The organism is Janthinobacterium lividum (genome assembly GCF_011601275.1).
GTDB classification, from domain to species: Bacteria; Pseudomonadota; Gammaproteobacteria; order Burkholderiales; family Burkholderiaceae_D; genus Janthinobacterium; species Janthinobacterium lividum_E.
The window spans coordinates 187,310-200,276 of record NZ_JAAOLY010000002.1 but is presented as its reverse complement, the minus strand read 5'-3'; the positions used below and the strand labels follow the sequence as shown (position 1 = coordinate 200,276).

14 protein-coding genes are annotated in these 12,967 nt (G+C 62.1%); 8 read left to right on the top strand and 6 right to left on the bottom strand.

The window, feature by feature from the left end:
- Positions 1-19: 19 nt before the first annotated feature.
- Positions 20-469, bottom strand: coding sequence for a glycine zipper 2TM domain-containing protein (locus GYK42_RS03675; RefSeq protein WP_166446387.1), 450 nt, complete (start codon positions 467-469; stop codon positions 20-22).
- A gap of 137 nt (positions 470-606) precedes the next feature.
- Complete coding sequence (locus GYK42_RS03670) at positions 607-1,035, bottom strand: DUF962 domain-containing protein (protein ID WP_166446386.1); 429 nt, start codon at positions 1,033-1,035, stop codon at positions 607-609.
- Between the two features lie 96 nt (positions 1,036-1,131).
- Here GYK42_RS03670 and GYK42_RS03665 point away from each other — a divergent pair, with 96 nt between their 5' ends.
- Complete coding sequence (locus GYK42_RS03665) at positions 1,132-1,656, top strand: DNA-deoxyinosine glycosylase (protein WP_240943429.1); 525 nt, start codon at positions 1,132-1,134, stop codon at positions 1,654-1,656.
- Between the two features lie 3 nt (positions 1,657-1,659).
- Here GYK42_RS03665 and GYK42_RS03660 read toward each other — a convergent pair whose 3' ends face one another.
- Together GYK42_RS03660 and GYK42_RS03655 are read right to left on the bottom strand one after the other, a co-directional pair.
- Positions 1,660-2,868, bottom strand: a complete 1,209-nt coding sequence (locus GYK42_RS03660; protein ID WP_166446384.1) for a hypothetical protein — start codon at positions 2,866-2,868, stop codon at positions 1,660-1,662.
- A 106-nt stretch (positions 2,869-2,974) separates the two neighbouring features.
- Positions 2,975-3,841: an HDOD domain-containing protein gene (locus GYK42_RS03655; protein WP_058048210.1), complete on the bottom strand. Its 867-nt coding sequence runs from the start codon at positions 3,839-3,841 to the stop codon at positions 2,975-2,977.
- A 63-nt stretch (positions 3,842-3,904) separates the two neighbouring features.
- On the opposite strand from GYK42_RS03655, the gene GYK42_RS03650 reads away from it, so the two are divergent.
- The gene (locus tag GYK42_RS03650; RefSeq protein ID WP_166446383.1) at positions 3,905-4,132 is read left to right on the top strand and encodes a hypothetical protein; all 228 of its coding nucleotides are present in this window, start codon (positions 3,905-3,907) and stop codon (positions 4,130-4,132) included.
- Positions 4,129-4,707: a DNA-3-methyladenine glycosylase gene (locus GYK42_RS03645; RefSeq protein ID WP_166446382.1), complete on the top strand. Its 579-nt coding sequence runs from the start codon at positions 4,129-4,131 to the stop codon at positions 4,705-4,707. The genes GYK42_RS03650 and GYK42_RS03645 overlap by 4 nt, the downstream gene beginning before the upstream one ends.
- Here the strand turns inward: GYK42_RS03645 and GYK42_RS03640 are convergent.
- Entirely contained in the window at positions 4,704-6,398 is a 1,695-nt protein-coding gene (locus GYK42_RS03640) for a methyl-accepting chemotaxis protein (protein WP_166446381.1), read from the bottom strand. The two genes, GYK42_RS03645 and GYK42_RS03640, sit on opposite strands and share 4 nt — an antisense overlap.
- 68 nt (positions 6,399-6,466) lie before the next feature.
- The gene (locus GYK42_RS03635; protein ID WP_166446380.1) at positions 6,467-6,925 is read right to left on the bottom strand and encodes a cache domain-containing protein; all 459 of its coding nucleotides are present in this window, start codon (positions 6,923-6,925) and stop codon (positions 6,467-6,469) included.
- Positions 6,926-7,207: 282 nt separating this feature from the next.
- On the opposite strand from GYK42_RS03635, the gene GYK42_RS03630 reads away from it, so the two are divergent.
- The 5 genes from GYK42_RS03630 (at position 7,208) to GYK42_RS03610 (ending at position 12,931) form a co-directional block, all read left to right on the top strand.
- Positions 7,208-8,572: a lysine 2,3-aminomutase gene (locus GYK42_RS03630; RefSeq protein WP_166446379.1), complete on the top strand. Its 1,365-nt coding sequence runs from the start codon at positions 7,208-7,210 to the stop codon at positions 8,570-8,572.
- Positions 8,573-8,574: 2 nt separating this feature from the next.
- A complete protein-coding gene (locus GYK42_RS03625; protein WP_166446378.1) occupies positions 8,575-9,924 on the top strand; it encodes an MFS transporter in 1,350 nt (449 codons plus the stop codon).
- Positions 9,869-10,717, top strand: coding sequence for a fumarylacetoacetate hydrolase family protein (locus tag GYK42_RS03620; protein WP_046684323.1), 849 nt, complete (start codon positions 9,869-9,871; stop codon positions 10,715-10,717). Before GYK42_RS03625 ends, GYK42_RS03620 begins: the two co-directional genes overlap by 56 nt.
- Complete coding sequence (locus GYK42_RS03615) at positions 10,717-11,283, top strand: carboxymuconolactone decarboxylase family protein (RefSeq protein WP_166446377.1); 567 nt, start codon at positions 10,717-10,719, stop codon at positions 11,281-11,283. The genes GYK42_RS03620 and GYK42_RS03615 overlap by 1 nt, the downstream gene beginning before the upstream one ends.
- A gap of 94 nt (positions 11,284-11,377) precedes the next feature.
- Positions 11,378-12,931: a S1C family serine protease gene (locus GYK42_RS03610; protein ID WP_240943426.1), complete on the top strand. Its 1,554-nt coding sequence runs from the start codon at positions 11,378-11,380 to the stop codon at positions 12,929-12,931.
- The last annotated feature ends 36 nt before the right edge of the window (positions 12,932-12,967 follow it).

The window sequence follows — 12,967 nt, the reverse complement described above, 5'->3', positions numbered from 1 at the left end:
GCGTGCGCCGGCAAGCGGATCAGTGCGTGACGCGGGTCTTGCGACCGTCGGACAGCAGACGCACGCGCTCGCCCGCGCGGAACATTTCGTCCGCGTCTTGCACGATGGCGCGCATGTCGCCGTTGTCCAGGCGCACGGTGATTTCCAGGCCGGGCTTGTTCGAAGCATTCGCTTCGATGCTCTTGCCGGCCATGCCGCCCGCGACGGCGCCTAGGATGCTGGCCGCGATGGCGCCCTTGCCGCCACCGACAGTTGAACCGGCCACGCCGCCCAGCGCCGCGCCCGCCAGCACGCCCGTGCCAGTTTCACCCTTGTCGATGGTCACCTGGCGCACGGATTCAACCGTGCCCATGCGGACCGACTGTTCATTTTGCGCCTGGCGCGCATTGTAGACATTTGCCGAGTTCGGTTGTACGGCGCAGCCGGCCAGGGTGGCGAGCAATGCCACTGCAATAATTGGTGCTTTCATGTGGGACTCCCTTGGACAAAAGTTGGTTGCCGATTGCGTCGACCGGCCGATGATGACTTATCATAAGGACACTTGCCGCAGATAACTAGTTACGAATGGTAAAAATCTGTTACCAGCTACACGTAACCGCTTGCCGCTCAATACGCCAACCGCAGGCGCCGGTATAAAAATCCCAGCACGAACAGCGGCCCCACCAGCAAAAAGCGCAAGTCGTCGAGGAACGACGGTTTCTTGCCTTCGATCTGGTGGCCGATGAACTGGCCTATCCAGGCCAGCACGAACAGCGCCAGCGACACGGGCAGAATGGTCAGCGCCGGCATGAGCAGCAACAGGCCCAGCATGGCGGCCAGCATCGCCAGCATGCCCGCCGCAAACGGGCGCGACAGCTTATAGTAATAGTATAAGGCCAGAATACTGCCGAGCAGCGCCACGCTGGAATGTACGCTCCACAGCAGCCCCAGCAAGCTGAAAACGATCAGCGGCACGCACACGATGTGTACCCATTCATTGACGTGATTGCGGTGGCTTTCGCCATACTGGGCCAGCAGGGTGTCGATGGTGCGCATGGGTAGTCTCGTGTGTGGGGAAAGGTTGTGCGGGAATTCTACACCGTCGCGTGGCCGGGTAAAATGGTCCTTCGTTTTCCCTTCCGGACATCTCATTTGAATAGCCCAGCCATCTTGCCAGACGTTGCCGTTGACCCGCGCAAGCGCTGTTTCGATCCCGTCGTCGACGCCGGCACGCGCTTGCTGATACTGGGCAGCCTGCCTGGTGAAAAATCGCTGGCGCACAGCCAGTACTATGCGCATCCGCAAAACAAGTTCTGGATGCTGCTGGGCGAGGTGCTGGACGTGGATTTGAAGAGCCAGCCTTATGAGGAACGTCTGGTGACCTTGCTGGCGCACGGCGTGGGCCTGTGGGACGTGGTGGCGCAGGCGCAGCGCACGGGCAGTCTGGACAGCAATATCCGCGACCGCGACGATAACGACCTGGTGACCCTGGCCGCCAGCCTGCCGCGACTGCAGACGATCGCCTTCAATGGCGGCACGGCCGCGAAGCTGGGCATCAAGGTGCTGGGCGAACACGCCCAGCGCTACCGCATCGTCAGCTTGCCGTCGAGCAGCCCGGCTTATACGCTCGCGTATGGCGCCAAGTTGCTGCAATGGAAAACACTACAGCCCTTGTAAAGCTTACGCCGGCGCGTACGGCTGCGCTTCCAGCGGCTGTCCCTTGGCGTCGAATTTCAGCGCCACGGACAGTTGCGTCACGCCTATGGTGGCCAGCGCGTCGCAGATGTCGTCGACTTCGTCCTGCAGGTCGGCGGCCAGGTCCAGCGGCTTGTCGGCGCTGTGCAGCAGTTCGCCGCCTGCCGCGCTGACGTTGACGCGCAACAGCATTTCGCCGTGCTCATCGGCGGGGCCGACGACCACCGAGACATCGGCAGCATCCACGTTGTTCTCTGCCAATGCATGGTTGATGCCCGACATCATCTGCAGCATCGCATATTCGCTCATGCCTTGCTCCTTGCCGCCGTGGAACAAATCCTGGTAGAGGAAGCTCACTTCCAGGGCGCTGCCGGCTGGCGCCAGGCAGCGCTTGACGAGCTCCCCCACTTCCGTCGTCCACTGCTGGTAGCGGGCCATGCGCGCGTCGAACCAGGCGTCGAGCGCCGCTTCGTCCTTTGGTTCCGCATAGAACGGGTCGTCCACGCGCTTGAGGGCAAAGCCCAGCAGGAAGCGCAATTCGACGGCCGTGTCCTGCGGACCGAAAGCCGTCTCGCTCCAGCCGACGATGCTGCTTTCCAGGCCCGGCGTGGCAACGATCTTCTTGTCCGTCATCGAGCTATAGGCATCGCGCACCATCTCGTGCAAATGGCTGTAGGTGATGCGGTCGATTTCATCGAGGTCGTAGGCATGGCTCATCAGGACCACCTTGGCCTTGGCGCTTTCCAGTTCTGCCTGCTGGAAACTTTTTACCAGCGCTTCGAACGCGTCCTGGTCCTGGAAGCTGTCCGCTTCCTTCAGGCCGCCCGTGCTTTGCACCAGCAGGGGCACGACAAAGGCGTTGATTTCCATGGCCGGCGCATTGTCGCGGCGGATCACGGAAATGGAGGCCGCTTCCTCGATGTGGCTGCGCAGGTACTGGTAGGCGCCCACGTCTTCGTATTTCGAACGCTCGATGGCGTCGTACAGGATTTCATCCTTCTTTTGATTCAATGCCTTGCGGATCAGGCGGCCGAACTCGACGGCTTGCTCGGCCAGCACCGTGCCCTGCGATTCGCTGTCTTCCTGCTCCGCCAGGTTCAAGGCCATCGTGCACAGCATGCGCGTAACGGACTCGTCCTTGTCTTCTGGCGTGTTAGCGGATTTACGGGGGACAGGGCGCTTATTTTTGGGCATGGCGATCAACAGGTTAAGAAATACGGGTCAGGCAAACGGAAACGGGCGCCATGGCTTTGCCAGGCGCCGGGACAGATCATACAGGCGGACGAGGCCGCCTGATACATCAATGGTCGGTATCGAACATCTCGTGCAATTCGTCGAGCAGGTCGGCGGCTTCTTCCTGCGACAGGCCGAGATGCTGGCAAGCAAGTTCGCCGCCCTTGTCCCACTCGAGCGAAGTACTGTTGCCATGGTAGCGCTGAATGCCCTTTTCGGCCAGCAGCGACAGGGCGACGAGCGAACGGATGGCGTCGTCCGTGGACGGGTCGGCCAACACCGTGTAGTCGTGGTGGTGCAAAATTGCCCAGGAGACATCGGAGGACAGGCCCCAGTTGCGCGCCAGCAAGCAGCCGATGGCCGCGTGGTTGGTCTGGTGGCGCGCGTCCTCCAGTGTAGTAAAGCAATTCTGCGCATCGTTGGCCGCCGCCGCGTACGTGTTGACGTAGTCGGGAAAACGGTTCATCAGCAGGGGCACGCCGATATCGCAGAACAGGCCGAAGGTGTGGGCGATGTCGGGCGGAGCGATACGCAGCTTGCGTGAGGTAAATACCAGGGCGCGCGCGCGCTTGGCTGAGACATCCCAGAAGTTCGTCAGTTCCACACCTTCCGCTTCCAGCGCCTGGCGTGCCAGCAAGCCCGTCATCATGGCGCTGCACTGGTTAATGCCAAGAAAGTTGATGCCTTGCTCAACGGACTTGGCCTTGCGCGCGGCGCCATAGAACGGCGAGTTGGCCAATTTCAGCAGGGCGCCGGACATGCCGACATCATCGGCGATGATGCGCGCGATGCGGCGCGGCGACGGGTCCTGTTCCGCCAGTTCGCGCTGCAAGTCGACCAGCAGGCTGGGTCGCGGCGGGATACGGATGGAACGCATCAAGGCGTCAACCGGATCTTCCTGCACTACCTGCTTTTGCGCTGCCGCTCTCATCATCACGCTTTCATCATCATTTTTGTGCCCGGTGCTTATTCTGTGCGCGCTGCCGCTGCCCGCCTCATGAGCGTCTGGCGCAGTGCCCGACGATTATCGCTGTTTATGCATGGCAATAGTTCATCTCTGCAATATATTGTCGCAAAAATCCCTGTTTTCGCCTGCTCCAGCCCCGATTTTCGTCATTTTACGACGCTGCCCATGAAGATGTTCATGATGAAAATAGCAAGTTTATTTGTTTTCAAGGCCGGCAGGGCGTGCGGCGGGATGCACGGCGGTACAATTGCCGGATGAAAAAAATCCTCGCGGGTATCGATTTTGCGGACGATTCCAGCAGCGTGGCGCGCCAGCTGATCGGCGTGACCGTGCTGGTCGACGGCGTGGGCGGGCGCATCGTGGAAACGGAAGCGTATGACCGGCTCGACCCGGCCTCGCACACGTATGGCGGCATGACGCCGCGCAATGCAGCCATGTTCGGTCCGCCCGCGCACGCCTATGTCTACCGTTCGTACGGCATCCACTGGTGCCTGAACTTTGTGTGCCGCGAAGCGGGCCACGGCGCGGGCGTGCTGATCCGCGCCATCGAGCCGCTCGTGGGACTCGATGCCATGCGCGAACGGCGCGGCGTCGAAGATGTGCGGCTGCTGTGCTCGGGGCCGGGCAAGGTGTGCCAGGCGCTCGGTGTGAGCCATCTGCAGAACCGGCTGGCGCTCGATGCGCCGCCGTTCATGTTGCTGGCGCGCGAGGAGGAGGTGACCGTGCACGCAGGCCCGCGCATCGGTATTTCCAAGGCGATGGACACGCCATGGCGCTTCCTGCTGGCGGGTTCGCCCTACCTAAGCAAGCCGATGCGCACGCCAACTGCCTAGCTGCGCCGGCGCTGTGGCGTCGTGTTTGCGCCGGGCAAGCCGGGCATGCCGCGCAGCGGGCTGTGCAGTGCGCGCCGCTCCTGCTGCGCACTGGCCGGATGCCGGAACGCTTCCTCGTCAGGCGCGGCTGGCTGCGCGGGCGCCAGCGGGTCGAGGGTAAACACGGCCACGGCCGCCGACAATTTGACGGCCTGGTCCTGCAAACTGGCTGCCGCCGCTGCCGCCTGTTCCACCAGGGCCGCATTTTGCTGGGTGACGTCATCCATTTGCGTGACGGCCTGGTTCACTTCCGTGATACCCGACGCCTGCTCCGCGCTGGCCTCTTTCACGCGCTGGATGATTTCATTGACTTGCTGCACCGAGGCCACGATGGCGCCCATGCTGTCGCCCGCTTGCTGCACTGCCACGCTGCCGCCATCGATGGTGGTGACCGAGGTGGCGATCAGGGTCTTGATTTCCCTGGCCGCTTGGGCCGAGCGCTGCGCCAGGGTGCGCACTTCGGACGCCACGACGGCAAAGCCGCGGCCTTGCTCGCCCGCGCGCGCCGCTTCTACCGCCGCATTCAGCGCAAGGATATTGGTCTGGAAGGAAATGCCGTCGATCACGCCGATAATTTCCACGATCTGGCGCGAATTGGCGCGTATCGTCGCCATCGTCGTCACGGCCTGCTGCATCGACTCTCCCCCTTGCACGGCCAGGGTGGAGGCTTGTCCCGCCAGCTCGCAGGCCAGCTGGGCGTTGTCGGCATTGTCATTGACGGCTTGCGTCAGCGCTTCCATGGCGCTCGACGTTTCTTCCAGCGAACTGGCCTGCATTTCCGTGCGCGCCGACAAATCCAGATTACCGGTGGCAATTTCCCGCGAGGCCATGTCGATCGATTGCACGGCGCCCATGATGGTGCGCAAGGTCTGGTTCAGGTGGGCGATGGTCTGGTCCAGCACGCGCGAGGTGGCGGCGATTTCGTCATTGCCCTGCTTGGGCGGGCCGGCCGTCAGCTTGCCCGCCGCCAGGTCTTGCACTGCGTCGGCGATGCCGCGGATCTCCGCCAGCATGGCGCGGCGTACCAGCATGGTCACGACGATGGAAACGAGGATCGATAGCAGCACCGTCAGCAGCAAGCTCCAGCCGAGGCTGCGAAACTCGGCGCTGGCCGTCGCATGGGCCTCGTTGCTGAGGGTTGTTTCCAGAGCAGACAGCTGCGTCAGCTGCGTATTGAACTGGACGAATTGGGTTTCCGCCTTGAGCATGGAATTGGTGGCGATCGACTGGTCCATCTGCGCCATTTCCATGGTTTCCAGCACGGCCTTGCGATAGCCGGCCAGCGCCGTGATGGCCGCATCGACGAGGGTGCGCTCGGCGCCCGTGGCCGTGGTGCGCAGCGTGGCCAGCTGGGTGCCGATGGCCGCATGGCGCGCCTTGATCTGTTGCTCCAGCGTATAGAGGCGGGCCTTGGCGAAGCTGCCATTCGTCCACGACAGCAACTGGTACATATTGCCGTGCACCTGCCTGGCCTCGCCTAGTACGTCGGCGGCCGCCTTCAAATGCGTGATACGTACCCGCACCATGTTTTCCAGCGAGGCATTTTGCCGCACCATGCCATACCAGGCGCCGGTGGAGCTGAGTATCAGCAGCAGCAAGACCAGGGCGGGCGCCAGCAATAATTTTGGTCCGATGCGTAATTGATTGAGCATGCTTGACTCCTGGCTATGGCTGTTCCAACCGCAGGCGGCGTGCGGCGTGCGTGCGCGCCGCCCCTATCTTATTTTTTGTAGATGCCCGCTTCCAGCACCACATCGTTGACGCGCAGGATGTAGGTGGTCTTCGGCTCGATCTTGCCGCTGGTGGGATTCTTGTACTGGTAGTCGACCCAACCCTTGCCTTGCTTTTGCGCCAGTTCGATGATTTCACGGCGATATTTCTTGCCATTTGCATCGGGCACGTCCGTCAGATCCTTGCCCACGATGGAAGGATTGATGGGGTGGGCCAGCACGATGCCCGTCTTGATGTCGCGCATGTCGACATACAGCGAGCCCTGCACGAAGTCGGGGTCTTTCGCCGTGATTTTCTTCATCATTTCTTCCTTGCCATACGCCTTCATGAAGGCAGCGCCCCGTTCGGCCATGGCGATGGCGTCCTTTTCCGTTGGTTCGACCGCGGCGCTGACGCTGCCGCCGGCAAATGCCAGGCACAGCAGACTACCCGTGAATAAGCGTTTCATGAAAGCTCCTTGTGATATCGAGGGATGTGTTGCCAAGTCACAATTTACGTCGCCGAAGTCCGCCTCAGATTGCGATGGAACAAACTAAAGTGTTGCTTGTAGGCAGCTTGCAACGTATCGACGGCTTGTTGATATGCAGCAATTTGGTTCTTCGCAGCAAGAACTATGATGACTTTCGCAGCATGCCGAGGTGGTCTCGCATGTAGGAGAAAAAAGCTGGGATTGGCCGATATGGGGCCAATTTCATGAAAGTTATCGCTATTTACAGGCAAGGAGCCGATCGTGTCCGCACTCATTACCGAGCCGTTTTCACCCAAGTTCAAGCCGTACACGCGGCAAACCATTCAGCAGGCGCGGCAGTGGGAATGGCTGCCGGAAGAGCTGCGCGAAGCCGTGCAGGTGGTGTCGCACGTCTTGCCGTTTCGCACCAATGAATATGTACTCGATCAGCTGATCGACTGGAACAATATCCCCGACGATCCCATCTACCGCCTCGTCTTTCCCCACCGCGACATGCTGCCGCCCGAGCAGTACGCGCACTTGCGCGACCTGGTGCTGGTCAAGCAGGACAAGGCGGCTATCGACGCCTATGTGCATGGCTTGCGCCTGGGTATGAATCCCCATCCGGCTGGCCAGATGACGCATAACGTGCCGCGAGTCAACGATGCGCCCGTGCGCGGCTTGCAGCATAAATATGCGCAAACGGTGCTGTTCTTCCCCAGCGCGGGCCAGACTTGTCACGCGTATTGCACCTTCTGCTTCCGCTGGCCCCAGTTCGTCGGCATGGACGACATGAAGTTCGATGCGCGCGAGTCGCATGAGCTGGCCGCGTATTTAAAACTGCGTCCGGAAGTGACGGACGTGCTGATCACGGGGGGCGACCCGATGATCATGAACACGCGGCAACTGGCCGCCTACCTGGAACCGCTGCTGGCGCCGGGCCTCGAGCATATCCAGAACATCCGCATCGGCACCAAGGCGGTGGCGTACTGGCCGCAGCGTTTCGTCTCCGACCGCGATGCGGATGACTTGATGCGCCTGTTCGAACGCATCGTCAAGGCGGGCAAGAACCTGGCCGTGATGGGCCATTACAGCCATGCCGTCGAGTTGCGCCAAGACATCGCCCAGCAAGCCGTGAAACGCATTGTTTCCACGGGCGCCACCTTGCGCATGCAGGGACCGCTGATCCGCCACATCAATGAAGACCCGGCAAGCTGGGCCGAGCTGTGGCAGACGGGCACGCGCCTGGGGGCGATTCCGTATTACATGTTCGTCGAACGGGACACGGGGCCGCGCGGCTATTTCGAGTTGCCCTTGGCCAAGGCGCACGAGATTTTCCAGGCCGCCTATCAGATGGTGTCCGGCCTGTCGCGCACGGTGCGGGGACCGTCCATGAGCGCCTTTCCCGGCAAGGTCGTCATCGACGGCATCGTCACCATCCATGGTGAAAAGCTGTTTGCCCTGCAATTTTTGCAGGCGCGCAACCCGGACTGGGTGCGCCGGCCGTTTTATGCGAAATTCGATGCGGAAGCAACGTGGCTGGACGATTTGAAGCCGGCGTTCGGCCACGACAAGTTTTTCTTTGAGAAGGATGAGCCCGTGCCGCAGCTGCCGCACAAAATCATCCGTCTGGCACAGGCCGCCTGAGCATGCACGGCGCCGGCGCTTCTTCCCGCTCCGGCGTGGCCGTGTTTTGCCTGGTGTTCCTGCCGTTCGCGCTCGGGCATTACCTGTCGTGCCTGTTGCGTGGCGTCAATGCCGTGCTGACGGCCGAATTGCTGGGCGCCATCGCCCTGACACCAGCCCAGCTGGGCTTGCTGACCAGCGCTTTTTTTCTCGCCTTTGCGCTGGTGCAACTGCCGATCGGCATGGCGCTCGACCGCTACGGCCCCCGTACGGTGCAATTGTGGCTGCTGGCGCTGGCGGCCCTGGGCGTGTGGCTGTTCAGCCGGGGCCACAGCTTTGCCGAGCTGATGTGGGCACGTGCCTTGATGGGGGCGGGCCTGGGTGGCTGTTTCATGGCCGCCGTGAAAGCGATCTCGTGCGCCGTCACGCCATCACGCCTGCCGTCCGTACATGGCTACCTGATCGCCGTGGGCGGTCTGGGCGCGGCCACGGCCACCATGCCCGTCAAGCTGGTTCTGCACTACACGGATTGGCGCGGCGTGTTCCTGGGCCTGGCGCTGGCGGCGCTGGCCATCGGGCTGCTGATCCGCCTGCTGTCGCCAGTCATGCCCGCGTCTGCCGCTGGCATGGTCAAGGTGAACAAGGTCAGCGTCTGGAGCGTGTACCGCGATTCCGGCTTTCGCCGCACCATCGCGCTGATCCTGCTGCCGCACACGGTGTTCTTTGGCGTGCAAGGCTTGTGGATAGGCCGCTGGCTGGCCGACGTGGGCGGCTTGTCCGACGACAACGTCGCGTATTTGTTGTACCTGGGCATGGCGGCCGTCATCTTCGGCGCCATCGGCATGGGCATGCTGACGGAATGGGCCGGGCGGCGCGCGATTGAACCAATGCAAGTGGCGGGCGCCGGCATTGTCCTCTTTGTCGGCGTGCAAGTGGCGATGGCGTGCAATGTGGTGCCCAGCCTGCCTTTGCTGTCCGTGCTGTTTACCTTGCTGGGCACGGTGACGGGGCTCGAGTATGCGATCGTCGCGCAAAGCATGCCGGCCAGCCTGACGGGCAGGGCGGCCACCTGCCTGAATTTGCTCATTTTCACGGGCGCCTTCCTGGTGCAGGCGGGCTTTGGCCTGATCCTCGGCTGCTGGCCCCTGAACAGCCAGCAGCAGTATCCGCCGCAGGCCTACCAGACGGCGTTCGGCGTGCTGGCGGCCTTGCAACTGCCGGGACTTGCGATGTTTTTCATAGACCGCTACAGGCGTGCCGGGCCATCCGGTAAAATGGCAGCCTGCACAGCGGCAATGATCAACTCCAAGGAAGACTATGAAACTCGTTCGTTATGGACGTCCAGGCAAGGAAAAACCGGGCCTGATCGATGAAGAAGGCAAACTGCGCGACCTGTCCGGCGTGATTGCCGATATTGACGGCGCACAACTGTCCGACAAGGCCTTGCGCAAGCTGGCCAAGCTCGATGAAAAGACGCTGCCCCTCGTGCGCGGCAATCCACGCTTCGGCGTGCCGCTGGCGAAAGTCGGCAAGTTCATCGGCATTGGCCTCAATTACGCGGATCACGCAGCCGAATCCGGCATGGCTATCCCCGCCGAACCCATCGTCTTCATGAAAGCCATCACTTGCCTGAATGGCCCGGACGACAATGTCGTGTTGCCAAAAGGTTCCAAGAAGACGGATTGGGAAGTGGAGCTGGGCGTGGTCATCGGCACGCGCGCGCAATACGTGAGCGAAGAGGACGCCCTGAAATACGTGGCCGGCTATTGCGTCGTCAACGACATCTCCGAGCGCTCGTTCCAGCTGGAACGGGGCGGCCAGTGGGACAAGGGCAAGGGCTGCGACACCTTCGGCCCCGTCGGCCCGTGGCTGGTGACGCGCGATGAAGTCATCGACGAGCAGGATCTGGACCTGTACCTGGAAGTCAACGGCAAGCGCATGCAGACGGGCAATACGCAAACCATGATCTTCACGGTGGCGCAGATCGTCAGCTATTTGTCGCAATTCATGACCCTGGAACCGGGCGACGTCATCGCCACGGGCACGCCGCCGGGCGTGGGCCAGGGCCGCAAGCCGCAGCGCTTCCTGAAAAAAGGCGACAGCATGCGCCTGGGTATCGCCGGCCTCGGCGAACAGCAGCAGGACGTGGTCGCCTGGACGGCCTGATGGCCGGTAGCGATATCGACCGTTTGCCCCCGTTGCCGCTGGACCAGCTCGACCCGCAGCAGCGTGCGGCCGCGCAAGCCATCATCGACGGTCCGCGCGGGGCGCTGTACGGCCCCTTCGTGCCGCTGATCCGCAGCCCCGAGCTGATGGAAACGGCGCAGCGCATGGGGGAATATTTGCGCTACCGCAGCGCCATCGGCACGCGGCTGTCGGAACTGGCGATCCTCGTGACGGCGCGCCAGTGGGACCAGCAAGTCGAGTGGGCCATCCACGCGCCGCTGGCCGTGCAGAACGGCATCGCGCAAGCGGCCGTGGACGCCATTGCTGAACGGCGCTTGCCGCTTGCCCTGAAAGACGATGAGCAAGCCGTGCACGACTTTTGCATCGAGCTGCAGCAAAACAAGAGGATCAGCGACGCCACGTATGCGCGGGCGCTGGCGCTGTTCGGCGAGCACGGCGTGGTGGACTTGATGGGCATCAATGGCTACTACACTTTCCTGGCCATGGTGATGAATGGGGCGCAGACGGCCGTACCGGCCTTGGGTGTGACGCCCTTGCTTGCCTGATTAGAGGAGTTCTTCGGCAAAGATGGACAAAGTGTAATGAAGTTGCAATTATTCAATATATAATTTTACTTCCCTTCCATTGCCAACAAGCTCAATGAAAACTCGTCCGTGCTCCACCCTGATGGGCCGCGCCTTCCTGGCGCTGGCCCTTTCTTTTTGCCCGTTGATGACGGTGCGCGCCCTTGCCGCCGAGACCGCCGCCAGCGCCAGCGCTTCCGCCCTGGAAAACTCCGTCGTCAAGGTGTTTTCCACCCTGCGCGGGCCCGATCCGTATAAACCCTGGAGCAAGGCTGCGCCACAGGAGGTGACGGGCTCAGGCGTCGTCATCGAAGGCCGGCGCATCCTCACCAATGCGCACGTGGTCGGCTATGCCAGCCAAGTGCAGATCCAGGCCAACGGCGCCGGCGACAAGATCCCGGCAACCGTGCTGGCCATCTCGCGCGGCATGGACCTGGCCTTGCTGAAAATCGACGACGACAGTTTTTTTGCCAGCCACAAAGCGGTGCCGCGCGCCAACGTCATGCCGGACGTGCGCGATGCCGTGCTGGCGTATGGCTATCCGACGGGCGGCACTTCGCTGTCGATCACCAAGGGCATCGTCTCGCGCATCGAATTCGTGCGCTACAACTTCCCCGTCTCCGGCCTGCGCATCCAGATCGATGCGGCCATCAATCCGGGCAATAGCGGCGGCCCCGTGATCGCTGGCGACAAGATGATCGGTCTGGCCTTTGCGGGCATGCTCAATGCGCAAAACATCGGCTACATCATCCCCAACGAGGAAATCGAGCTGTTCCTGCGCGACCAGGAAAGTGGCGCGCCCAAGGGCAAGCCGGCCATGCGCGACGTGACGCAAACGCTGGAAAACCCCGCGTTGCGTACCTATTTGAAGCTGGCCAAGGGCGTCGAGGGCGCTGTCGTGATGACCCCGGCCAGCAAGGATGCGGCCTACCCGCTCAAGGAGTGGGATGTCATCACGCATATTGGCGATTTTCCCATCGACAACCAAGGCATGGTCAAGCTGAATGCCAACAGCCGCGTGCGCTTCCAGTACCGGGTGCAGCAGCTGGCGAAAGATGGCGAATTGCCGCTGACGGTGGTGCGCCAGGGCGCGTCCCTGAAAATCAAGGTACCCGTTTCGGCGGCGCATCCGATGCTCATTGGCGGCCTGCAGGGCAATTACCCGTCCTATTTCATCTTCGGCCCCATGGTATTTTCACGCGCCACCACGGAATTCATGGCGGCGCCGAATGGCAATCCGGCAATCCTGGGCGGCATGGCGTTTGCCGGCAATCCCCTTGCCACGCGGCGTGGCGACGCGCCCGATAGCGAGCGCGAAGAGCTGGTGGTGATCGCCGCGCCATTCTTCCCGCACAAGCTGATGAATGGCTACAGTACCCGCTTCTTCTCGGTCGTCGATTCCGTCAATGGCGTGCGCGTGCGCAGCCTGGCGCACCTGGTGGCCTTGCTGCGCGACCAGACGGATGAACTGCTGACGTTCCGCTTCCAGCAGCGCGATGCGGAAATGGTCGTCGTGCCCCGCAAGGATATGCTGGCAGCGACGGAATCGGTGCTGACGGACAACGGCATCCGCTCGGAAGCGTCGCCCGACATGCTGAAAATCTGGAACGAAAAAACGCCGGCGAACTGAGCGTTCCCGGCGTTACGTACACCTACAACAACAGGC